Origin of the sequence: Streptomyces manipurensis (assembly GCF_049570255.1) — a bacterium.
Taxonomy (GTDB): Bacteria; Actinomycetota; Actinomycetes; order Streptomycetales; family Streptomycetaceae; genus Streptomyces; species Streptomyces manipurensis.
This window is the reverse complement of record NZ_CP186950.1, coordinates 3,538,313-3,559,231: the sequence shown is the minus strand read 5'-3', so window position 1 is coordinate 3,559,231 and position 20,919 is coordinate 3,538,313. Positions and strand designations below refer to the sequence as shown.

At 72.7% G+C, this 20,919-nt stretch carries 19 protein-coding genes and 3 tRNA genes; 12 read left to right on the top strand and 10 right to left on the bottom strand.

Translation table 11 applies throughout. From position 1 onward, the window contains the following. Nucleotides 1-7 precede the first annotated feature (7 nt). From purD to ACPU2J_RS16360, 4 genes are all read left to right on the top strand, one after another. Nucleotides 8-1,261: a phosphoribosylamine--glycine ligase gene (gene purD / locus ACPU2J_RS16375; RefSeq protein WP_399815927.1), complete on the top strand. Its 1,254-nt coding sequence runs from the start codon at nt 8-10 to the stop codon at nt 1,259-1,261. Nucleotides 1,262-1,547: 286 nt separating this feature from the next. Next, the gene (locus ACPU2J_RS16370) at nt 1,548-3,353 is read left to right on the top strand and encodes a hypothetical protein (RefSeq protein ID WP_423833507.1); all 1,806 of its coding nucleotides are present in this window, start codon (nt 1,548-1,550) and stop codon (nt 3,351-3,353) included. A gap of 239 nt (nt 3,354-3,592) precedes the next feature. Next, complete coding sequence (locus tag ACPU2J_RS16365) at nt 3,593-5,080, top strand: N,N-dimethylformamidase beta subunit family domain-containing protein (RefSeq protein ID WP_420080315.1); 1,488 nt, start codon at nt 3,593-3,595, stop codon at nt 5,078-5,080. Nucleotides 5,081-5,158: 78 nt separating this feature from the next. Beyond that, the gene (locus ACPU2J_RS16360) at nt 5,159-6,064 is read left to right on the top strand and encodes a phosphoribosylaminoimidazolesuccinocarboxamide synthase (protein ID WP_420080316.1); all 906 of its coding nucleotides are present in this window, start codon (nt 5,159-5,161) and stop codon (nt 6,062-6,064) included. A gap of 46 nt (nt 6,065-6,110) precedes the next feature. On the opposite strand, the gene ACPU2J_RS16355 is transcribed toward ACPU2J_RS16360, so the two are convergent. From ACPU2J_RS16355 to ACPU2J_RS16320, 8 genes are all read right to left on the bottom strand, one after another. Continuing rightward, nucleotides 6,111-6,183 (bottom strand) — tRNA-Gly (locus ACPU2J_RS16355). Between the two features lie 22 nt (nt 6,184-6,205). Beyond that, complete coding sequence (locus ACPU2J_RS16350; RefSeq protein ID WP_420080317.1) at nt 6,206-6,817, bottom strand: response regulator; 612 nt, start codon at nt 6,815-6,817, stop codon at nt 6,206-6,208. Beyond that, a complete protein-coding gene (locus ACPU2J_RS16345) occupies nt 6,814-8,064 on the bottom strand; it encodes a sensor histidine kinase (protein ID WP_420080318.1) in 1,251 nt (416 codons plus the stop codon). The genes ACPU2J_RS16350 and ACPU2J_RS16345 overlap by 4 nt, the downstream gene beginning before the upstream one ends. Nucleotides 8,065-8,086: 22 nt before the next feature. Next, nucleotides 8,087-8,851 (bottom strand): ABC transporter permease, encoded by a 765-nt coding sequence (locus ACPU2J_RS16340; RefSeq protein ID WP_423833506.1) that lies wholly within the window; start codon nt 8,849-8,851, stop codon nt 8,087-8,089. Further along, complete coding sequence (locus ACPU2J_RS16335; RefSeq protein WP_423833505.1) at nt 8,848-9,795, bottom strand: ABC transporter ATP-binding protein; 948 nt, start codon at nt 9,793-9,795, stop codon at nt 8,848-8,850. Before ACPU2J_RS16335 ends, ACPU2J_RS16340 begins: the two co-directional genes overlap by 4 nt. Before the next feature lie 189 nt (nt 9,796-9,984). After that, nucleotides 9,985-10,057, bottom strand: a tRNA-Gly gene (locus ACPU2J_RS16330). 72 nt (nt 10,058-10,129) lie between these two features. Continuing rightward, nucleotides 10,130-10,201, bottom strand: a tRNA-Gly gene (locus ACPU2J_RS16325). 88 nt (nt 10,202-10,289) lie between these two features. Beyond that, nucleotides 10,290-10,607 (bottom strand): histone-like nucleoid-structuring protein Lsr2, encoded by a 318-nt coding sequence (locus tag ACPU2J_RS16320; protein ID WP_361590176.1) that lies wholly within the window; start codon nt 10,605-10,607, stop codon nt 10,290-10,292. Between the two features lie 320 nt (nt 10,608-10,927). Between ACPU2J_RS16320 and purS the strand changes: the two genes are divergently transcribed. The 6 genes from purS (at nt 10,928) to ACPU2J_RS16290 (ending at nt 16,323) form a co-directional block, all read left to right on the top strand. Next, a complete protein-coding gene (gene purS / locus ACPU2J_RS16315; RefSeq protein ID WP_008740952.1) occupies nt 10,928-11,179 on the top strand; it encodes a phosphoribosylformylglycinamidine synthase subunit PurS in 252 nt (83 codons plus the stop codon). Nucleotides 11,180-11,181: 2 nt separating this feature from the next. Next, entirely contained in the window at nt 11,182-11,862 is a 681-nt protein-coding gene (gene purQ / locus ACPU2J_RS16310; protein WP_031156354.1) for a phosphoribosylformylglycinamidine synthase subunit PurQ, read from the top strand. After that, a complete protein-coding gene (gene purL / locus ACPU2J_RS16305) occupies nt 11,859-14,108 on the top strand; it encodes a phosphoribosylformylglycinamidine synthase subunit PurL (protein ID WP_365076789.1) in 2,250 nt (749 codons plus the stop codon). Before purQ ends, purL begins: the two co-directional genes overlap by 4 nt. A 260-nt stretch (nt 14,109-14,368) precedes the next feature. Further along, the gene (locus tag ACPU2J_RS16300; protein ID WP_420080322.1) at nt 14,369-14,638 is read left to right on the top strand and encodes a hypothetical protein; all 270 of its coding nucleotides are present in this window, start codon (nt 14,369-14,371) and stop codon (nt 14,636-14,638) included. Between the two features lie 17 nt (nt 14,639-14,655). Beyond that, nucleotides 14,656-15,438 carry a maleylpyruvate isomerase family mycothiol-dependent enzyme gene (locus tag ACPU2J_RS16295; protein ID WP_420080323.1) on the top strand — a complete coding sequence of 261 codons (783 nt, stop codon included), beginning with the start codon at nt 14,656-14,658 and terminating at the stop codon, nt 15,436-15,438. Between the two features lie 78 nt (nt 15,439-15,516). Continuing rightward, a complete protein-coding gene (locus tag ACPU2J_RS16290) occupies nt 15,517-16,323 on the top strand; it encodes an META domain-containing protein (protein WP_423833504.1) in 807 nt (268 codons plus the stop codon). A 25-nt stretch (nt 16,324-16,348) separates the two neighbouring features. Here the strand turns inward: ACPU2J_RS16290 and ACPU2J_RS16285 are convergent, their stop codons facing one another. Both ACPU2J_RS16285 and ACPU2J_RS16280 read right to left on the bottom strand, forming a co-directional pair. Beyond that, nucleotides 16,349-17,770: a sulfatase family protein gene (locus ACPU2J_RS16285; RefSeq protein WP_420080325.1), complete on the bottom strand. Its 1,422-nt coding sequence runs from the start codon at nt 17,768-17,770 to the stop codon at nt 16,349-16,351. Nucleotides 17,771-17,886: 116 nt separating this feature from the next. Then, nucleotides 17,887-17,982: a putative leader peptide gene (locus ACPU2J_RS16280; protein ID WP_361590194.1), complete on the bottom strand. Its 96-nt coding sequence runs from the start codon at nt 17,980-17,982 to the stop codon at nt 17,887-17,889. Between the two features lie 148 nt (nt 17,983-18,130). Between ACPU2J_RS16280 and purF the strand changes: the two genes are divergently transcribed. Both purF and purM read left to right on the top strand, forming a co-directional pair. Beyond that, the gene (gene purF / locus ACPU2J_RS16275) at nt 18,131-19,648 is read left to right on the top strand and encodes an amidophosphoribosyltransferase (protein WP_361590197.1); all 1,518 of its coding nucleotides are present in this window, start codon (nt 18,131-18,133) and stop codon (nt 19,646-19,648) included. 126 nt (nt 19,649-19,774) lie between these two features. After that, nucleotides 19,775-20,845 carry a phosphoribosylformylglycinamidine cyclo-ligase gene (gene purM / locus ACPU2J_RS16270; protein WP_420080326.1) on the top strand — a complete coding sequence of 357 codons (1,071 nt, stop codon included), beginning with the start codon at nt 19,775-19,777 and terminating at the stop codon, nt 20,843-20,845. The last annotated feature ends 74 nt before the right edge of the window (nt 20,846-20,919 follow it).

The following is a 20,919-nucleotide window of genomic DNA, read 5'->3' as shown; positions in this document are numbered from 1 at the left end:
GAGCAGCGTGAAGGTCCTCGTCATCGGCGGCGGCGCCCGCGAACACGCCCTGTGCCGCTCTCTGTCCCTCGACCCCGACGTCTCCGCGCTCTACTGCGCCCCCGGCAACGCCGGCATCGCCGAGGTGGCCGAGCTCCGCCCGGTCGACGCCCTCGACGGCGAGGCCGTCGCCGCTCTCGCCACGGAACTCGGCGCCGACCTGGTCGTCGTCGGCCCGGAGGCCCCGCTGGTCGCCGGCGTCAGCGACGCCGTGCGCGCCGCGGGCATCCCCGTCTTCGGCCCGTCCGCCGAGGCGGCGCAGCTGGAGGGCTCCAAGGCGTTCGCCAAGGACGTGATGGCCGCGGCCGGCGTCCCGACCGCCCGCAGCTACGTCTGCACCACCCCGGAGGAGGTGGACGCGGCCCTCGACGCCTTCGGCGCCCCGTACGTGGTCAAGGACGACGGGCTGGCGGCGGGCAAGGGCGTCGTGGTCACCGGTGACCTGGCCGAGGCCCGCGCGCACGCGCTGGGCTGCGACCGCGTGGTCATCGAGGAGTACCTGGACGGCCCCGAGGTCTCCCTCTTCGCCATCACCGACGGCGTCACCGTCGTCCCGCTCCAGCCGGCGCAGGACTTCAAGCGCGCCCTGGACGGCGACGAGGGTCCCAACACCGGCGGCATGGGCGCGTACTCCCCGCTGCCCTGGGCCGACCCGAAGCTGGTGGACGAGGTCATGGAGCTCGTGCTCCAGCCGACCGTCGACGAGCTCCGCCGCCGCGGCACCCCCTTCTCCGGACTTCTCTACGCCGGCCTCGCGATCACCGGCCGCGGCACCCGGGTCATCGAGTTCAACGCCCGCTTCGGGGACCCGGAGACCCAGGTGGTCCTGGCCCGGCTGCGGACCCCGCTCGCGAGCGTGCTGCTGAATGCCGCCAGGGGCACCCTGGCCGACGAGCCGCCGCTCGTGTGGCGCGACGATGCGGCCGTGACCGTGGTCATCGCCTCGCACAACTACCCCGGCACCCCCCGCACCGGCGACCCGATCGAGGGCCTCGCCGAGGTGGCCGCCGAGGACGGCCCCGACGCCTACGTGCTGCACGCGGGGACCCGGCGCGAGGGCGACGCGGTCGTCAGCGCGGGCGGTCGCGTGCTGTCGGTGACGGCGACCGGTTCCGATCTGGCGCAGGCCCGCGAGAAGGCGTATAAGGCGGTCGCGCGGATCGCGCTGGACGGTTCGCAGCACCGTACGGACATCGCCGCCAAGGCGGCGGGGCAGGGCTGACCAGCGGCTCCCCCGACCCGCGGGCCCGGTGCGCACCTCGTGCGCCCGGGCCCGCGGGCGTGTTCGCGTGCGAGTGCATCCGGCCTCCTTCGAACGCACCCAGCTTTACCCAAAGCCATTCCATCGGGTGATCGTCAGCTTGTCTGCCTGACGGCCGGGCATGCCCCAACTAGGGTGCGGCGCAAGCATTCCGGCACTTGGCCCACCGACCTTGCGATGTCGGTGGCGGGTGTCACAGTGGGGGAGTGAGCAACGCAGCCGCAGGGCAGAGGGGGTGAGGCCGGTCATGTCCGGAATGGTGTCGATCGCGGAAGCCGGTGTGCCGTCCGCGCGTTCCCGCGCTCTGGCGGTGCTGCGGGTGCGCAGCCGGGCGCTGGCCGTGGTCCTGCTGCCCGCCGCCCTCGCGGTGGTGCTCGTCACCGCCCGCGCCACCGGCCGGCTGGAGGGCGGGCCCTGGGCCGCGGTGACGATCGCCGTGTGCGCACTGGCCGTGCTGGTGCTCCTCGTCGGCGGGGCCTTCGCCGCCGTGGTGCTGCGGGCCGGTCCCGCCGTGACGCCGACCGTGCCGCTGTCGGAGGCCGCCGCTCCCGATCTCTACCGCCTGGTGCGGGACCTGGCCGACCGGATGGACGTCCCCGCGCCCTCCGCGATAGCCCTGACGCCGGACTGCGACAGCTGGCTGGAGGACCGCACCCACGCGGCGCACCGCCGCAGGGGCGCGGCGGGATCCGCCCAGTCCGCCCCCGGGGCGGCGCCCGTGCTGGTGATCGGTTCGCCGTTCCTGTGGTGGATGCGCGTCGCGGAGCTGCGGGCCGTGCTCGCGCCGGTCGTCGCCGGTACGGGCCCCTCTGCCCACCCGGACATAGCCGACGCGCGCGGCTTCGTGCGGGGCCTGGACGCCGCCGTGGCCGTGGGCGGCCGCCGCGGCCTCGGCTGGATCGCCGCGCCGGCCCGGCTGCTGCTGCGGCTGTGCCGGACCGACGCCGCCGAGATGGAGCGCGGGGTGGCCGCCGCCGCGGCGGACCGTGCACAGGGTGTGGACTACGGCCTGCGCATCGTCGCCCAGGAGCAGGTCGGCCTCGCCTACGCCGGCTGGGACCGGCTGCTGACCCGGGTCGCGCTGCCCGCCTGGCGGATGGGCCGCTGGCCGGCGCACCTGGACGCCGGAGTGGTCTCGGCCCTGACCGAGCTCTCCCGCCGGGACCGGCTCGCGGAGGGCTTCACCTCGCGCCTCGGCGAGCGGCCCGCCTGTGACCTGCTGGAACAGCCCGGAGAGGTCGACGAGGCGACATCGCTGCTGGCCGCGCGGCTCTTCCACGGGGGCCCGGCCGAGGCCGGGCCGGACTGGTCGCCGGTGGAGTGGGCGGCGTATCCGGAGGAGGTCGTCGACCGGACCTGGCGGTCGGAGGCGGCCCGCCTGCACGCGGCGCTGGACACCCTGTCCGTCCCCGCGGGCCTGAGCGGCGATCCCGCCCCGCCGTCCCGGGAGGACGGCCCCGCACCCGTACATCCCGCCGGAGCGGGAGCCGGTTCCGGTCCCCGCTCCGCCTCCGCCGGCGCCTCGTCCTCCGGGCCGGTCGCCTCCGGCGCTCCGGGCACCGCGGGGCCCGTCACGATCGCGGCCGCCGACTCCGTCCCGCCCGCCGCCGACGGCTTCGCCGGACCCACCCTGGAGCGGGTGCTGGGCTACCTCACGGATCCCTCGGGAGAGGGCGCGCGCGGGGAGGCCCTGGCCGGACTGCTCAGCGCCGGCGTGGCCCGCGAGGAGCGGGCCGCCGGGACCGGCGCCGGAGCGGACAGGGCCCGCGCCGCCGACGCCGTGCCGCTGTTCCCGCTCCAGCCGCCGCGCAGTGCCCGGGACCTGCTGGCCGACCACGTGACGGCGATGGTGTGCTGCGCCGCCGTGGACTCGGCGGGGGCCGCCCCGGGCATGGACTGGCTCGACGGTCCGGTCCTGCTGGTCGGCGGCGACCGCCGGGCCGATCTGTCCCCCCGGGTGCTCTGCCTGGTCGAGGACGGCGATCCCGCGCCCCTGCGGGAGTGGCTCTCGGCGCTCGGGGTCCGCCCGGAGAAGCCCGTCCGGCTGGTCTGAGCGGGCCCGCCGCCGGGATCGCGGGGGGTGGCGTACCACCGAGGAAGCGGATGCGAATGTTCCGGTCACGTCAATTCGCGACGAACGGTGACGGAGTGCGTGCGTAATGTGATGTGCTGGGACCGGTGGCGGCTGGATGTTCCGGGAGCGGATGTCCGAGAAGCATCGTCCCGGCGCACAGGGCGCCGCACACCGCACAGATGGACGCCCGGTCGGGGGAGCGAGGGAGGGGAGCGGTCATGGGTACGGACCAGATCCGGCGTTGGGAGTCGGGCGCGCTCGCGCACGCGGTGAACGACCCCTTCGGGCAGGGCCCCCTGCCCTGGTTCCGCGGCAGCGAGCTGTACTTCGACGACACCGGCCACGTGGTGCCCTGGTACGTGGACCCGGCCGCCGCGACGGCCGGTTCCGGCCGGATCCCGCGCGCCCGCGGCACCGGCGGGCCCCGCACGGCCGACGACGTGCACCGCCAGATCAAGGGATTCGCCTCCACCGGAGCCGTCGCCCCCGGCGGGGCCATCGACTTCCACATCACCGTCGACCCGCCCCAGCAGTTCTCCGTCGACGTCTACCGGATCGGCCACTACGGCGGCGACGGCGCCTCCAAGATCACCACCAGCCCCCGGCTCTCGGGCATCGTCCAGCCGCCCCCCCTCACCGCCGACCGGACCGTCTCCTGCCACCACTGGTGGATGTCCTGGCGCCTCCAGGTGCCGTCCTACTGGAGCGTGGGCGCCTACGTCGCCGTCCTGACCACCGCCGACGGCTACCGCTCGCACATCCCCTTCACGGTCCGCGACGACCACCCCGCCGACCTCCTGCTCCTCCTGCCCGACATCACCTGGCAGGCGTACAACCTCTACCCGGAGGACGGCCGGACCGGCGCCAGCCTCTACCACGCCTGGGACGAGGCCGGCCGGCTCCTCGGCGAGCAGGACGCGGCGGTCACCGTCTCCTTCGACCGCCCCTACGCGGGCGCCGGCCTGCCCCTGCACGTGGGCCACGCCTACGACTTCATCCGCTGGGCCGAGCGCTACGGCTACGACCTCGCCTACGCCGACACCCGCGACCTGCACGCCGGCCGCGTCGACCCCACCCGCTACCGCGGCCTGGTCTTCCCCGGCCACGACGAGTACTGGTCGGCTCCGATGCGCCGCACCGTCGAGCGCGCCCGGGACCACGGCACCTCCCTCGTCTTCCTCTCCGCCAACACCATGTACTGGCAGGTGGAGCTCTCGCCGTCGCCGTCCGGGGTGGACGACCGGCTCCTGACCTGCCGCAAGCGCCGCGGCCCGGGCCGGGCCAGCCTCTGGCGCGAGGTCGACCGCCCCGAACAGCAGCTCCTCGGCATCCAGTACGCGGGCCGGGTGCCCGAGCCCGCGCCGCTGATCGTGCGCAACGCCACGCACTGGCTGTGGGACGCGACCGGCGCCGGCGAGAACGACGAACTGCCCGGCCTGGTGGCGGGCGAGGCCGACCGGTACTTCCCGCGCACCCAGCTCCCCGAGCACCGGGACCGGATCCTGCTGGCGCACTCCCCGTACGCGGACACCGAGGGCCACCGCCGCCACCAGGAGACCTCGCTCTACCGGGCCCCCAGCGGGGCGCTGGTGTTCGCCTCCGGGACCTTCGCGTGGTCCCCGGCGCTCGACCGCCCCGGGCACGTCGACGAGCGCGTGCAGCGTGCCACAGCCAACCTCCTCGACCGGATCTGCAAGCGCGACTGACCCACCCCCTGTCCCCGGGAGCGGGCGGAGGTGAGCGAGAATCGGGGTGCGCTTCATACAGAACCACAGGGAGACCCCGTGTCCGGATTCGTCGAAAAGCCCGAGCCGGTTCAGGTTCCGGGCCTCGTCCACCTCCACACCGGCAAGGTGCGCGACCTCTACCGCGACGAGGACGGCCGCCTCGTCATGGTCGCCAGCGACCGCATGTCCGCCTTCGACTGGGTGCTGCCCACGGAGATCCCCGACAAGGGCCGCGTCCTGACCCAGCTCTCCCTGTGGTGGTTCGACCAGCTCGCGGACCTCGTCCCGAACCACGTGCTCTCCACCGACCTGCCCGCCGGCGCCCCCGCCGACTGGGCCGGCCGCACCCTGATCTGCAAGAACCTCGACATGGTCCCGGTCGAGTGCGTGGCCCGCGGCTACCTCACCGGTTCGGGCCTCGCCGAGTACAAGCAGACCCGCACGGTCTGCGGACTCGGGCTCCCCGAGGGCCTCGTGGACGGTTCCGAGCTGCCCGGCCCGATCTTCACCCCGGCCGCCAAGGCCGAGGTCGGAGAGCACGACGAGAACGTCTCCTACGAGGAGGTCGCGCGCACCACCGGCGTCGAGACGGCCGCCCTGCTGCGCCAGACCACCCTCGCCGTGTACTCCCGCGCCCGGGACATCGCCCGCGAGCGCGGCATCATCCTGGCCGACACCAAGTTCGAGTTCGGCTTCGACCCCGCGGACGGCACCCTCGTCGCCGCGGACGAGGTGCTCACGCCGGACTCCTCGCGCTTCTGGCCGGCCGACCAGTGGCAGCCGGGCCGTGCGCAGCCCTCGTTCGACAAGCAGTACGTCCGCGACTGGCTGGCCTCCCCGGCCTCCGGCTGGGACCCCAAGGGCGAGCTGCCGCCGCCGGCCCTGCCCGCCGAGGTCGTCGAGCGGACCCGCGCGAAGTACATCGAGGCGTACGAGCGGCTGACCGGCCTGGACTGGTCGTAGGGAACGAAGAAGCCCCGGTCCGAGGACCGGGGCTTCTTCCCTACAGAGCGGACAACGCGACTCGAACGCGCGACATCCACCTTGGCAAGGTGGTGCTCTACCAACTGAGCTATGTCCGCAAGCGCCGTAAGGCGAGACCTACTATACCCAACCCCGCTCCCTCGCGAGACGCACTGCCGTGTGCCGGTTCTCGGCGCCCAGCTTCGTGGCCGCCGAGGAGAGGTAGTTGCGCACCGTCCCCTGCGACAGCGAGGCCCGCTCCGCGATCTCCGCGATCGGTGCCCCGTCGCCCGCCAGTTCCAGCACCTCGGCCTCCCGGGCGGTCAGCGGGGAGTCCCCCGCGCTGATCGCGTCGGCCGCCAACTCCGGGTCCACGTAACGGCCTCCGGCGTGCACGGTGCGGATGAGCTCGGCCAGCCGCTGCGCCGACACGGTCTTCGGCGCGAAGGCCCGCACCCCCGCCGCCAGGGCCCGCTTCAGGTGTCCGGGACGCCCGTGACTGGTCACGATCATCGTCTTGCAGTCGGGGAGTTCGACCCGCAGGGATGTGGCGACGCTCACACCGTCCGCCCCCGGCATCTGCAGGTCCAGCACCGCCACGTCCGGGCGGTGCGCCCGGGCCATCGCGAGGGCCTCGGGCCCGGAGGCCGCCTCCGCGACGACCAGCAGGTCGTCCTCCAGTGCCAGGAGCGCGGCCAGCGCCCCGCGGATCAGGTGCTCGTCGTCGGCGAGCAGTACGCGTACGGGGCTCACGCCCCCACCTCCAGTCCGTCGAGCCGTCGGCCCGGTATCTGCGCACGCAGCCGGAACCGGCCGTCGCCGACCAGTCCCGCCTCCAGCGTCCCTTCCAGTACGGCGAGCCGTTCCCGCAGCCCGGCCAGTCCCGAGCCGGGCTGTCCGGCCGGGGTCTCCGGCGCGCCGTCGTTCTCCACCACGAGCGTCACGGGGCCGCTCGCCGGTGCGGTCAGCCGGATCCGGCAGCGCTTGGCGTCACCGTGCCGCAGCACGTTCGTCGTGGCCTCGCGGACCACCCAGCCGAGCGCCGACTGGACCTCGGAGGCCAGCTCGCGGTCGGGCCGGAAGTCGACCCGGCAGTCCATCCCGGCCGCGTTCAGCACCCCGCGCGCGCCTTCCAGCTCCACCGCGAGGTCGGCCTCGCGGTAGCCGCGGACCACGTCCCGCACCTCCCGCTGGGACTCTTGGGCGATCCGCTGCACCTCGATCATCTGCTCCACCGCTTCCGGGCGTTCGCGCCGGGCCAACTGGACGGCCAGCTCGCTCTTGAGGGCGATCACGGCCAGGTTGCGGCCCATCACGTCGTGCAGGTCGCGGCCGAAGCGCAGCCGCTCCTCGGCCACCGCCAGCCGGGCCTGGACCTCCCGGGAGCGGTCGAGCTCGTAGACGGTCCTCAGCAGCCAGGCCGAGAACCCGCAAGTGGCGCCGAAGAACAGCCCGCCGAGCAGCACGCCCACGCCGTACCCGACCGCCTTGCCGCCCGACATGCCGAGGCCGAGCGCGGACAGCCCCGTGGCGAGGGCCGCGGCCGCGGCGACGTACCACATCCGCCGCACCGACCTCAGGCACAGCACCAGCGATCCGGAGGTGAACCAGGCCAGTCCCGCGACGATGGTCGGCGCCACGGTCGCGTGGGAGAGGTGTCCCGTCGCCCGGAGGGCGAGGACGGCCACGATGCACACCCCCGTCAGGACGGCGGTGGCGACCGCGAGCCGGGTGGGGCGTTCGCGCCGCCCCACCACCCAGTGCAGGGCCTTGGAGGTCAGCACCCCGCACAGTGCCGCGTGCGCGCACATCAGCAGGAAGAGCGCGAGCGGGACCGCGAAGGAGCTCCGCTCGGCCGCGGCGGAGCCCGCGGCGGCCAGCGGGGTCGCCCCGAAGGAGAGGATCTCCAGGATCACGAACAGCAGGAACGACCCGCGGGTGTACAGCTCGACCTTCCCCGCGGTGCTGCGGTTCTTCCACCACCCGGTCAGCTTCGACACGGTTCCCGTCCCCCGACTCGTCCTAGCGCCGCGGTTCCCAGCGGAACCACCGCTGGACAGCAAACACGCTGATCACGATCCAGGCCAGCGCACCCAGCCCCGCGCCCAGCAGCTCCCCGCCCTCGGCGCCGCCGCTCCAGCCGGCCCGTACGAGGGTCATCACACCGCTCAGCGGGAGCAGTTCGCACAGGGCGGCGACCGGGCCGGGCAGCGCGTCCGCCGGCGCGAACAGGCCCGAGCCGAGCGCGGTCGCCAGGAACAGCGGCAGCGTGGTGAGGCCCGCGGTCTCCACGGTGCGGGTCACGGAGCTGGTCGCCGCGGCCAGGGCGGCCAGCAGGACGATCGCAGCGAGGACGGCCGCCGCGAGCAGCAGCGGTTCGCGCGGGGTGCGCACGTCCAGGACGGCCGCGCCGGCCACCACGAGGACGGCGGCCTGCCCGAGCGCGAGGCAGGCGGCGGGCAGCGCGGTCCCGGCCAGGATCTCCAGGTCCCGGGCCTCGCCGGTGCGCAGCCGCTTCAGGACGAGCTCCTCGCGCCGGGCGACGAAGGCGGAGACCGGGTTCATGTAGACGACGAGGAGCAGCACCATGCCGATGCCGCCGGTCAGGGTGGCCTCGCCGACGGCCGCCGCGCCCTCGCTGCCGGTGAGGGTGGACCGCAGGACGAGCACCATCAGCAGCGGCATGAGCAGGGCCACGCCGAGTGCGGCCCGGTTGCGCACCAGCAGGGTGAGTTCGGAGCGGCCGAGCGCGGTCATCCGGCCCGGGCTGAACGCGGTCGTGGTCATCGGGTCCCCGCCGTCGTGTCGTCGTGGGTGCGGTCGCCGGCGTCGCGCCGGTCCTGTGCGATCTCCAGGAAGGCCTCCTCCAGGGAGGCGGACCGGGCGTCTAGGGCGTCGAGCACCACGCCGTTCTCGTGGGCCCAGCCGAGCAGTCCGGTGAGGTCCTCCTGGAGCCGTTCGGTGCGGATCTCCACGCGCTGCCCGAAGGCGGCCGCCCGCAGCGACAGCGGCAGCCGTGCGGCGGGCACCCCGTCGGGCAGGGTGCAACGGATCCGGGACGGCCGGGTGGCGGTCACCTCTGAGGGGGTGCCGGAGAGGACCAGTTCGCCCTCGTGGAGGATCGCGAGGCGGTCGGCGAGCTCCTCGGCCTCCTCCAGGTAGTGCGTGGTCAGCAGCACGGTGGTGCCCTGGTCCCGCAGCTCCCGGACCAGGGCCCAGGTGTCGCGGCGGCCCTCGGGGTCCATGCCGGTGGTCGGCTCGTCCAGGAACAGCACCTCGGGCCGGCCCAGCAGGGCCAGCGCCAGGTCCAGGCGGCGGCGTTCACCGCCGGAGAGCTGCTTCACCCGTACGGAGGCCCGTGCGGCGAGGCCGACCAGCTCCAGCACCTCGGCCGCCGGGCGGGCCCCGCTGGTGACCCCGGCCCACATCCGGACGGTCTCGGTGACCGACAGGTCGGAGGGGAAGCCGCCCTCCTGGAGCATCACCCCGGTGCGCGGGCGGACCTCGGCCCGCCGCGCGTACGGATCGAGCCCGAAGACGCGGACCTGCCCGCCGCTCGGGGCGGCCAGTCCCTCCAGCAGTTCGACGGTGGAGGTCTTGCCCGCGCCGTTGGTGCCGAGGAGGGCGAAGACCTCGCCCTCCGCCACGGAGAAGGAGACGCCGCGGACGGCTTCGAACCCTCCGGAGTAGCCGCGGCGCAGTGCGTGGGCCTCGATCACGGTGTGAGTCATGTTCCGAGCCTCGCGGCCGGCGGGGCGGGCGGGCAGTGCGTGCCGTCAGTGAACGCCGATGACATTTGTCAGGGTGTTCCGTGTCACACGGCCCGTGGCCCGTCGGCGGACCCGGAGTGAATGAAGGCCCGCCCGTGGAGCGGACACGAAGAAGGCCCCGGTCGTGATGACCGGGGCCTTCTCCTTCAGAGCGGACGACGCGACTCGAACGCGCGACATCCACCTTGGCAAGGTGGTGCTCTACCAACTGAGCTACGTCCGCAAGCTGTGCACTGCCGGGGCAATGCGTGCCTCACTCTACCCGATCCACTGACGTGGAAGGTAAGCGATGCAGAGCGGGTGACAGGAATTGCACACTGCGCCTTCCCTCTGGAAGAGGGATGTTCTGCTACTGAACTACACCCGCACGACCTCGGAGGCTCTGACCTGCGGCCTCGCCCCTCGGCGTGATCCACACATTAGCCGAAGGGAGGGGGTGGATGGCAAATCGGCCCTCAGTGGGCCGCGTTGTAGGCCTCGTAGATCCGCTTGGGGATGCGGCCGCGGGGCGGGACGTCGTGCTGGTTGGACCGGGCCCAGGCGCGGACCACCGCCGGGTCGGGGGCCACGGAGGTGTGCTTGAAGGTCTTCCCCGACCGCGACTGCCGCCGGCCGGCGGCCACGAAGGGGGCGAGCCCCTTCCGCAGTTTCTTTGCGTTGGCCGCATTGAGGTCGATCTCGTACGACTTACCGTCCAGAGCGAACACGACCGTTTCCGCCGCTTCTCCGCCGTCGATGTCGTCGGAGAGGGTGACCACCACGCGCTGCGCCACGGATATCGGTCCCTTCGTGCGACGCCGCCACGCGTTGACGTGCGGTGATGTCGCCTGTGTGGATGTTTAGGGGCAATGCATCTTTCGACCGGAATCCCGGTTGATTCCTTTGTACCCCGATTCCCATTGCATTGCGAAGCCCAGTTAATTCTCTCCGCGTGTCCCGCCGCAATGCCGGGCGCGTGGTTTTCCTGGGGATTTTGCGAAGCGTTGGTGAAGTCGAAACGGGTCGGTGATCACGCCCTCCCGATATCTACCCGCGTAGAAATTTCGGCCGGGTACGCTGAGGGAACCGCCTTGCACCAACCACCTCATCGGGAGTGCCAGTGGCACGCGTCGTAGTCGACGTCATGCTCAAGCCGGAGATCCTCGACCCCCAGGGCCAGGCGGTGCAGCGTGCACTGCCGCGCCTGGGCTTCGAGGGCATCGCCGACGTCCGTCAGGGGAAGCGCTTCGAACTGGAAGTGGAGGGTCCGGTCGACCAGGCCGCCCTCGACCGCATCCACAAGATGGCCGAAACGTTCCTCGCCAACACCGTCATCGAAGACTTCACCGTGAAGGTCGAGGCCTGACGGTGACCACTCGCATCGGTGTCGTCACGTTCCCCGGAACGCTCGACGACCGTGACTCGCTGCGCGCCGTCCGCCTCGCGGGGGCCGAGCCGGTCTCGCTCTGGCACCGCGACAAGGACCTGCACCAGGTCGACGCGGTCGTCCTCGCGGGCGGCTTCTCCTACGGGGACTACCTGCGCGCCGGGGCCATCTCCCGCTTCTCGCCGGTGATGGAGACCATCATCGAGCAGGCCAGGGCCGGCATGCCCGTCCTCGGCATCTGCAACGGCTTCCAGGTCCTCACCGAGGCCCACCTGCTGCCGGGGGCGATGCTCCGCAACAACCACCTGCACTTCATCTGCCGCGACCAGAAGCTGCGGGTGGAGAACGCGGAGACCGCGTGGACCGGCGACTACACCGCCGGCCAGGAGATCTCCGTACCGCTCAAGAACATGGACGGCCGGTACGTCGCCGACGAGCGCACGCTCGACGAACTGGAGGCCGAGGGCCGAGTGGCCTTCCGGTACCTGGACGTGAACCCGAACGGGTCGCTCCGCGACATCGCCGGCATCACCAACGCCGAGGGCAACGTCGTCGGCCTGATGCCGCACCCCGAGCACGCGGTCGAGCCGCTGATCGGGACCGGCCGCACCGACGGCCTCCCGTTCTTCACGTCGGTCCTGAAGAAGCTGGTCAGCGCATGAGCCTCGACACCGTCAAGAACGCCACCGAAACCCCGGACGCCTCCCAGCCCTGGAAGGAGCTCGGCCTCAAGGAGGACGAGTACGCCCGGATCAAGGAGATCCTCGGCCGCCGCCCGACCGGCGCCGAGCTCGCCATGTACTCGGTCATGTGGTCCGAGCACTGCTCGTACAAGAGCAGCAAGGTCCACCTGAAGCAGTTCGGCGAGAAGGCCCCGCAGAACGACGCCATGCTCGTCGGCATCGGCGAGAACGCCGGCGTCGTCGACGTCGGCCAGGGCTACGCGGTCACCTTCAAGGTGGAGTCGCACAACCACCCCAGCTACATCGAGCCCTACCAGGGCGCGGCCACCGGCGTCGGCGGCATCGTCCGCGACATCCTCGCCATGGGCGCCCGCCCGGTCGCCGTCGTCGACCCGCTGCGCTTCGGCGCGGCCGACCACCCCGACACCAAGCGCGTCCTGCCGGGCGTCGTCGCGGGCATCGGCGGCTACGGCAACTGCCTGGGCCTGCCCAACATCGGCGGCGAGGTCGTCTTCGACGCCTGCTACCAGGGCAACCCGCTGGTCAACGCCGGCTGCATCGGCGTGATGAAGCACGAGGACATCCACCTCGCCAAGGCCTCCGGCCCCGGCAACAAGGTCATCCTCTACGGCGCCCGCACCGGCGGCGACGGCATCGGCGGCGTCTCGGTCCTCGCGTCCGAGACCTTCGACGACACCAAGCCCACCAAGCGCCCCGCCGTCCAGGTCGGCGACCCCTTCCAGGAGAAGCTCCTCATCGAGTGCACCCTGGAGATCTTCAAGGAGAAGCTCGTCGCGGGCATCCAGGACCTCGGCGGCGCCGGGCTGTCCTGCGCCACCTCCGAGCTGGCCTCCGCGGGCTCCGGCGGCATGCGCGTCGAGCTCGACACCGTGCCGCTGCGCGACGCGACGCTCTCGCCCGAGGAGATCCTCATGAGCGAGTCGCAGGAGCGCATGTGCGCGATCGTCGAGCCGCAGCACGTCGACCGCTTCATGGAGATCTGCGAGAAGTGGGACGTCATCGCCACCGTCATCGGTGAGGTGACCGACGGCGAGCGCCTGGAGATCTTCTGGCACGGCGAGCAGATCGTGGACGTGCCCCCGGGCACCGTCGCCCACGAGGGTCCGGTCTACCACCGCCCCTACGCCCGCCCCGAGTGGCAGGACGCGCTCCAGGCCGACGACGCGGGCAAGCTGCCCCGCCCGCAGACCTCCGAGGAGCTGCGCGCGCAGGTCCTGGCCCTGGTCTCCTCCCCGAACCAGGCCTCGAAGTCCTGGGTCACCGACCAGTACGACCGCTTCGTGCAGGGCAACACCGTCCTCGCGCAGCCCGAGGACGCCGGCATGGTCCGCATCGACGAGGAGTCCAACCTCGGCGTGGCCATGGCGACCGACGGCAACGGCCGCTACGCCAAGCTCGACCCGTACACGGGCGCGCAGCTGGCCCTGGCCGAGGCGTACCGCAACGTCGCCGCGACCGGCGCCAAGCCCCTGGCGATCTCCGACTGCCTCAACTTCGGCTCCCCCGAGGACCCGGGCGTCATGTGGCAGTTCGCCGAGGCCACCCGCGGTCTCGCGGACGGCTGCCTGGAGCTGGGCACTCCGGTGACCGGCGGCAACGTCTCGCTCTACAACCAGACCGGCGACGTCGCGATCCACCCGACTCCGGTCGTGGCCGTGCTCGGCGTGATCGACGACGTCAACCGCCGTACGCCGATGGCGTTCGCGGAGGCCGGCCAGCTGCTGTACCTGCTCGGCGACACCGCCGAGGAGTTCGGCGGCTCGGCGTGGTCGCAGGTCGTCCACGACCACCTCGGCGGCCTGCCGCCCAAGGTGGACCTGGGCCGCGAGAAGCTGCTCGGCGAGATCCTGATCTCGGCGTCGCGCGACGGCATGATCGACGCCGCGCACGACCTGTCCGACGGCGGAGCGATCCAGGCGCTGACCGAGTCCTGCCTCAAGGGCGGCAACGGTGCGCGGATCGTGGTCCCCGAGGGCCTGGACGCCTTCACGTTCCTCTTCTCCGAGTCCGCGGGCCGCGCCGTCGTGGCCGTCCCGCGCAGCGAGGAGCTCCGCTTCACCGACATGTGCGGTGCGCGGGGCCTGCCGGCCACCCGCATCGGCGTGGTGGACGGCGACGCGATCGAGATCCAGGGCGAGTTCACCCTCCCGCTGGCCGAGCTCCGCGAGGCCCACGAGGCGACGATCCCGGCCCTGCTGGCCTGATCGGCGACCCCTGCGCGACCCGGGGCCCCGCACGGATCCACCGTGCGGGGCCCCGGCCGTCGGGCCCGCCGGCCGGCCGGGCGGCCGCGCTGCGGCGGCAAGCGGCCGTAGCGATTCCGTGGCAGGACGGCCGTACCCGCCCGCACGGGCGCTCCGCACACTGACCGCGTGAGCATCGTCAAGCACCTGCCCGGCGCCGCGATACCCGACGGCGGCGGCCCCTCCCTGGCACGTCAAGGACGCCCGGCGCTGGGGCCGAGGTGGTCCTGCGGTACGCCGTCCACCGCGGCGGCACGCTCGTGGACGCGGTCCACGCCGCGCCCCTGCTGCCCTACCGGCGGCACGCGCTGCGCTCCTGGCGGCCGGCGGGCACCTCGTACACCCTCCGGCGGCGGGCCGAGGAGGAGCAGCGCAAGCAGCGCGCGGCCGAGCGGTCGAACGGGTCGGGGAGTTCCTGCGGCTCCTCCGGAGGCTGCGGTTCGAGCAGTTGCGGCAGCAGTTGCGGGGGCGGCTGCGGGGGCGGCGACTGATCGGGCAGACTCCCCGCATGGCACCCAAGACCCGCAGGTACGACCACGCCCGGATCCAGGCGGCGGTGACCGCGCAGTTCGGCCACGTCGCCCGCGCCGTGGCCGGGCTGACGCCGGATCAGCTGGACCGGCCCAGCGGCCTCGGGGAGTGGAGCGTCGCCGAGCTCGCCGCGCACATGGCCTGGATCGGCGATTCGCTGGCCGCGTGTCTCGCCCGGCCGCCGGCCGCCGTTCCCGAGCTGACGGCCGTCGAATGGCCCTTCGCCACGGCCTCCCTCGCCGGGAAGATCTCCGAGGCCGCCCGCGAGACCCTGACCGGGGCCCCGCTGCCCGAGCTGTACGAGCGGGCGGCCTCCGCCATGGCCGGTGCGCTCGCCGAGCACCGCGGGGACCGGGTGCTGGACCTGTGGATCGGGGACATGACCCTGGCCGACTTCCTGGTCACCCGGACCGTGGAACTGGTGGTCCACACCGACGACCTGAACCGCGCCACCGGACTGGACGTCCCGATCGAGCGGCAGGCGCTGGCCGCCTGCACCCGGCTGCTCGCCGACGCGCTCGCGCTGAAGGCGCCGGGCGGTTCGGTCGAGGTGCGGATCCCGCCGTTCGCCGTGGTCCAGTGCGTCGCGGGGCCGCGCCACACCCGCGGCACCCCGCCCAACGTCGTCGAGACGGACGCGCTCACCTGGATCCGGCTCGCGACCGGCCGCACGCGATGGGCCGAGGCGGTGGACGGGGCACGGGTACGGGCCTCCGGGGAGCGGGCCGACCTGTCGGCGCTGCTCCCGCTGATGGGCTGAGCGGCGGGGCAGAGGCAGGGGCAGCGGCAGCGATCAGGCGCGGCGGAACCGGACAGGCGTCCGGTACGTCCCACCGGCATGCGTACCTTCCGGCACGTCCACACCCCCGCGGGGCTGGTCCTCGTCCTCGTACTCGCCCTGGCCGGCTGCGGCCGGGAACAGGAGAGCGGGAGCGTCGTGCTCCCCGACGTCGAGGGCTCCTGGGCCGTCGAGTCGCTGACCACCGAGGGCCGGACCCTGCACGCCCCCGACAGCGCGCGCCTCACCATCGGGGCGACCGCGGCCACCGGCAGCTACGGCTGCAACGGGCTCAAGGCGGCGCTCGTCCACGACGGTTCGGCCGCGGTGACCGTCACCCCCGGCCCGCGGACGGCCATGGCCTGCCCGGACATGGAGTTCGAGACGGCCTTCGCGAAGCTGTTCAAGGGACGGCTGACGATCGACCGGGGCCCGGACCGGCTCACGCTGAAGACCTCCGACGGGAGCACCATCGCCATGAGCCCGAAGCCTCCGGTGGCCGACGCCCCCTTCACCTCGACCGAGTGGATCGTGGAGTCGCTGATCAGCGGGGAGACGGTGTCCTCGGTGCCTGCGGAGGCCGCGGGCAAGGCCCGGTTCACGGTCGCCGCCGACCTCGCGGTCAGCGGCAACCTCGGCTGCAACCGGTTCAGCGCCCGGGCCACGGGCGACGGCGCGGAGGTCACCTTCGGCCCCCTCACCAGCACGCGCATGGCCTGCGCCGGGCCGGTGGGCGAGGTCGAGCAGGCGCTGACCACGCTGTTCGCCGCCTCCCCGCTGCGGTGGGAGATCCAGGGCCGCGACCTCACCCTGAAGGCCCCCGACGGCACGGGCCTGACCGCGAAGGCGGCCACCGCCGTCGAGTAGTCCGCGCCCGCCCCGGGTGCGCCGCTCAGCCCGGGTAGGGCAGCAGCCCCGCGTTCACGGACTCCCACGCCGCCCGCAGCTCGGCCAGCCGGGCCGGTTCGACCGCCGCCTTGTCGGCCTGCTCGCGGACGTCCCCGGCGAGGTCGAACAGCTGGTCCCGGCCCGCCTTGCCGCGGTAGTACTTCCAGTTGCCGCGGCGCAGCGCCCGCTCGCCCCGGACCCGCCAGAACAGGTCCCGCTCGGCGGGCCGCTCGCCGCGCAGCAGGTAGCCGGCCAGGCTCACCCCGTCGAGCGGGTAGGCGCGATGGGGCCTGGTCCCGGCCACCTCCAGGAGCGTGGCCGTCCAGTCCGGGCTGAACACGGGGACCCGGCTGACCTGGCCGCCGTCCAGCCGGGCGGGCCAGCGCACGATGTTCGGCACGCGGATGCCGCCCTCCTGGAGGGAGGCCTTGTTCCCCGACAGCGGCCAGTTGTGGGAGAAGCGCTCGCCGCCGTTGTCGCTGGAGAAGACCACCAGGGTGTCCTTCTCCTGCCCGGAGCGCTTCAGGGCCCTGAGGACCTCGCCGACCGAGCGGTCGAGGTCCTCGACCATCTCCCGGTACTTGTCGATCGAGCCGCCGTCCTGGTGCCACAGGGCGCGCCCGTCGCCCGCCTTGATCCGCCGGACGATCTCGGCGCTCTCCGCGGTGTCCCCGTCCGCGATCCACGGCCAGTGCGGGGTGGTGAAGTTGAGGTTCAGCAGCCAGGGCTTCCCGCCGTGGTCGCGGGTGACGTACTCGCTCGCCCGCTCGGTGATGATCCGCGTGTAGTAGCGCAGGTCCTTGTACGTGGCGTCGCCCTCGTAGAGGTCGTACTCGCCGCCCAGGCCCAGCTTGGAGTAGTACTCCAGCGCGCCGCCGAAGTTGCCGAAGAAGGTGTCCCAGCCGGAGCGGGTGGGGCTGTGGTCGGGCAGGTATCCCGCGTGCCACTTGCCGATCAGCGCGGTGGCGTAGCCGGCCTCCTTCAGCAGGGAGGCCAGGGTCGGGTGGGTGGGGTCCAGGCCCGCTGTCCTGTCCGCGATCGGTTCGGCCAGGCCGCCGGGGGTACGGCCCGGGTAGCGGCCGGTGTAGAGGCTGAACCGGGTCGGGGAGCAGGTCGCCGAGCCCGAGTAGGCGTCGGTGAAGCGGACACCCTGGCGGGCCAGGGCGTCCAGGTGCGGGGTCCTGATGTTCGGGGACCCGTAGGAGGACAGATCCGCCCAGCCGAGGTCGTCACCGAGGATGAAGAGGATGTTCGGCCGGCGCGAGCGCCGGTCCCCGGCCGCCCGGAAAGGGCGTTCCGAGGGGGTTCGGCCGTGGCTCTCCGCGGCGGCGGCGGGGCTCGCGCCGAGGCCCGCGGCGGCCGCCGCGGTGACCGAGACGGCGCCTGCGAAGGCACGGCGGGAGAAGGTGCTGTCGGACGAAGACACAGGTACTCCAGGGCGCGGCCCGGCCGCCCCGTCCCCGGTGCGCGCGGGGACGGCACGCGGCACGGCGGGTCGGGGCAGGGCGGGGCTAAAGGGGAAAGGAGGAAGAAGAGTTGTGGCTACGCGAAACAGCGACAGATGGCGCTCGCGACACGGACCAGGTCCACGTGCCGGCGCTCGACGAGGGTGACGGTGCGGTCACCGAGAGGCTGCATGGAGCGAGAGCCTGTACGAATTCACTCGTAGCTGTCAACAAAGTGATCCGAATACCGAGACGGGGGCGTCCGGTCACCCTCTGTGCTGTGACATTTCCCGGCCGTCCCCAATTCGGACCAGTGGTCGATCTCGCCTACACTCGGGAGCGTGCCTCGTGGTGATGGACGACTCAACCACGACCTGCTCCCCGGCGAGAAGGGCCCCCAGGACGCTTGCGGCGTCTTCGGTGTCTGGGCTCCGGGTGAAGAGGTCGCCAAGCTCACCTACTTCGGACTGTATGCATTGCAGCACCGCGGACAGGAGTCCGCGGGAATCGCTGTGAGCAACGGTTCCCAGATCCTCGTCTTCAAGGACATGGGCCTCGTTTCCCAGGTCTTCGACGAAACCTCCCTCGGTTCGCTCCAAGGTCATATCGCGGTCGGTCACGCCCGCTACTCGACCACCGGCGCCTCCGTGTGGGAGAACGCGCAGCCCACCTTCCGCGCGACCGCCCACGGCTCCCTGGCCCTGGGACACAACGGCAACCTGGTGAACACCGCCGAGCTCGCCGAGATGGTCGCGGACCTCCCCCGTCAGGACGGCCGTGCCACCCAGGTGGCGGCCACCAACGACACCGACCTGGTCACGGCCCTGCTGGCCGGACAGGTCGACGAGGACGGCAGGCCCCTGACGATCGAGGAGTCGGCCGCCAAGGTCCTCCCGCAGGTCAAGGGCGCCTTCTCGCTGGTGTTCATGGACGAGGGGACCCTCTACACCGCCCGTGACCCGCAGGGCATCCGCCCGCTGGTCCTCGGCCGCCTGGAGCGCGGCTGGGTGGTCGCGAGCGAGACCGCCGCCCTCGACATCTGCGGCGCCAGCTTCGTCCGCGAGGTCGAGCCGGGCGAGCTCATCGCGATCGACGAGAACGGTCTGCGCACCTCCCGATTCGCGGAAGCGAAGCCCAAGGGCTGTGTCTTCGAGTACGTCTACCTGGCGCGCCCGGACACCGACATCGCCGGGCGGAACGTCTACCTCTCGCGTGTCGAGATGGGCCGGCGCCTGGCCAAGGAAGCCCCGGTCGAAGCCGACCTGGTGATAGCGACGCCGGAATCCGGCACGCCCGCCGCGGTCGGCTACGCCGAGGCCAGCGGGATCCCGTACGGCTCCGGACTGGTCAAGAACGCCTACGTGGGCCGGACCTTCATCCAGCCCTCGCAGACGATCCGCCAGCTCGGCATCCGGCTGAAGCTCAACCCGCTCAAGGAAGTCATCCGCGGCAAGCGCCTGGTGGTCGTCGACGACTCGATCGTCCGCGGCAACACCCAGCGCGCCCTGGTCAAGATGCTCCGCGAGGCCGGCGCGGCCGAGGTCCACATCCGGATCTCCTCGCCGCCGGTGAAGTGGCCGTGCTTCTTCGGCATCGACTTCGCCACCCGGGCCGAGCTGATCGCCAACGGGATGACGGTCGACGAGATCGCCACCTCCCTCGGCGCGGACTCGCTCTCGTACATCTCGATCGACTCGATGATCGAGGCGACGACCATCCAGAAGCCGAACCTCTGCCGTGCCTGCTTCGACGGCGAGTACCCGATGGAGCTGCCCGACCCGCAGCTCCTCGGCAAGCAGCTGCTGGAGACCGAGCTGGCCGGCGGCACGGACGCCGCCGACGCGCTCCGCCGCCCGTAGGGTCCCGCTCCCCGGCGGGCCCCGCGGCCCGCCGGGCCCCGGCTCGACCTGCGCGGGCCCCGTCTTTCCGGCTTTTCCCGGGGCCCCGTACCCACCGCAGTAACGACACGAAAGCTCTCTCCTGTCATGACAGAGAAGACCACCGGTGCCAGCTACGCAGCCGCGGGCGTCGACATCGAAGCGGGGGACCGCGCCGTCGAGCTGATGAAGGAGTGGGTGAAGAAGACCCAGCGCCCCGAGGTCCTGGGCGGCCTCGGCGGCTTCGCCGGCCTCTTCGACGCCTCCGCCCTCAAGCGGTACGAGCGCCCGCTGCTGGCCTCGGCCACCGACGGTGTCGGCACCAAGGTGGACATCGCCCGCCAGATGGGCGTCTACGACACGATCGGCCACGACCTCGTCGCGATGGTCATGGACGACATCGTGGTCTGCGGAGCCGAGCCGCTCTTCATGACCGACTACATCTGCGTCGGCAAGGTCCACCCCGAGCGTGTCGCGTCGATCGTCAAGGGCATCGCCGAGGGCTGTGTCCTCGCCGGCTGCGCCCTGGTCGGCGGGGAGACCGCGGAGCACCCCGGGCTGCTGGGCCCGGACGACTTCGACGTGGCGGGCGCCGGCACCGGTGTCGTGGAGTACGACCGGCTGCTCGGTGCGGATCGCATCCGTACGGGTGACGCCGTCATCGCGATGGCTTCGTCCGGCCTTCACTCGAACGGGTACTCGCTGGTCCGCCACGTGCTCTTCGACCGCGCCGGGATGTCCCTGGACCGCCACGTCGAGGACCTCGGCCGGACCCTCGGCGAGGAGCTCCTGGAGCCGACCAAGATCTACTCGCTGGACTGCATGGCCCTCACCCGCACGGCCGAGGTGCACGCGTACTCGCACATCACCGGTGGCGGCCTCGCGGCGAACCTGGCCCGGGTGATCCCGGACCACCTGCACGCCACGGTCGACCGTTCGACCTGGACGCCCGGTGCGATCTTCGACCTGGTCGGCACGGCCGGGCAGGTGGAGCGGCTGGAGCTGGAGAAGACGCTGAACATGGGCGTCGGCATGATGGCCGTCGTGCCCGCCGAGTCGGTGGACGTGGCGCTGACCGCGCTGGCCGACCGGGGCGTCGACGCCTGGGTCGCGGGAGAGATCCTGGACCGCGGCGACCGCACCGAGGGCGCGACCCTGACCGGCGACTACGCGAGCTGAGCAGCACCGAAACCCGGCCCGGGGCTATGCCCTGGACCGGGTTTCGGTCTTTGCTGTGTCGTGCAGACGCCTCA

Coding starts and splice junctions, on each gene's coding strand:
- ACPU2J_RS16370 (WP_423833507.1), top strand. CDS start 1,548: ATGTCCGGAATGGTGTCGATCGCGGAAGCCGGTGTGCCGTCCGCGCGT.
- ACPU2J_RS16365 (WP_420080315.1), top strand. CDS start 3,593: ATGGGTACGGACCAGATCCGGCGTTGGGAGTCGGGCGCGCTCGCGCAC.
- ACPU2J_RS16340 (WP_423833506.1), bottom strand. CDS start 8,851: ATGACCACGACCGCGTTCAGCCCGGGCCGGATGACCGCGCTCGGCCGC.
- ACPU2J_RS16335 (WP_423833505.1), bottom strand. CDS start 9,795: ATGACTCACACCGTGATCGAGGCCCACGCACTGCGCCGCGGCTACTCC.
- purL (WP_365076789.1), top strand. CDS start 11,859: ATGAGCCTCGACACCGTCAAGAACGCCACCGAAACCCCGGACGCCTCC.
- ACPU2J_RS16295 (WP_420080323.1), top strand. CDS start 14,656: ATGGCACCCAAGACCCGCAGGTACGACCACGCCCGGATCCAGGCGGCG.
- ACPU2J_RS16290 (WP_423833504.1), top strand. CDS start 15,517: ATGCGTACCTTCCGGCACGTCCACACCCCCGCGGGGCTGGTCCTCGTC.
- ACPU2J_RS16280 (WP_361590194.1), bottom strand. CDS start 17,982: ATGCAGCCTCTCGGTGACCGCACCGTCACCCTCGTCGAGCGCCGGCAC.
- purM (WP_420080326.1), top strand. CDS start 19,775: ATGACAGAGAAGACCACCGGTGCCAGCTACGCAGCCGCGGGCGTCGAC.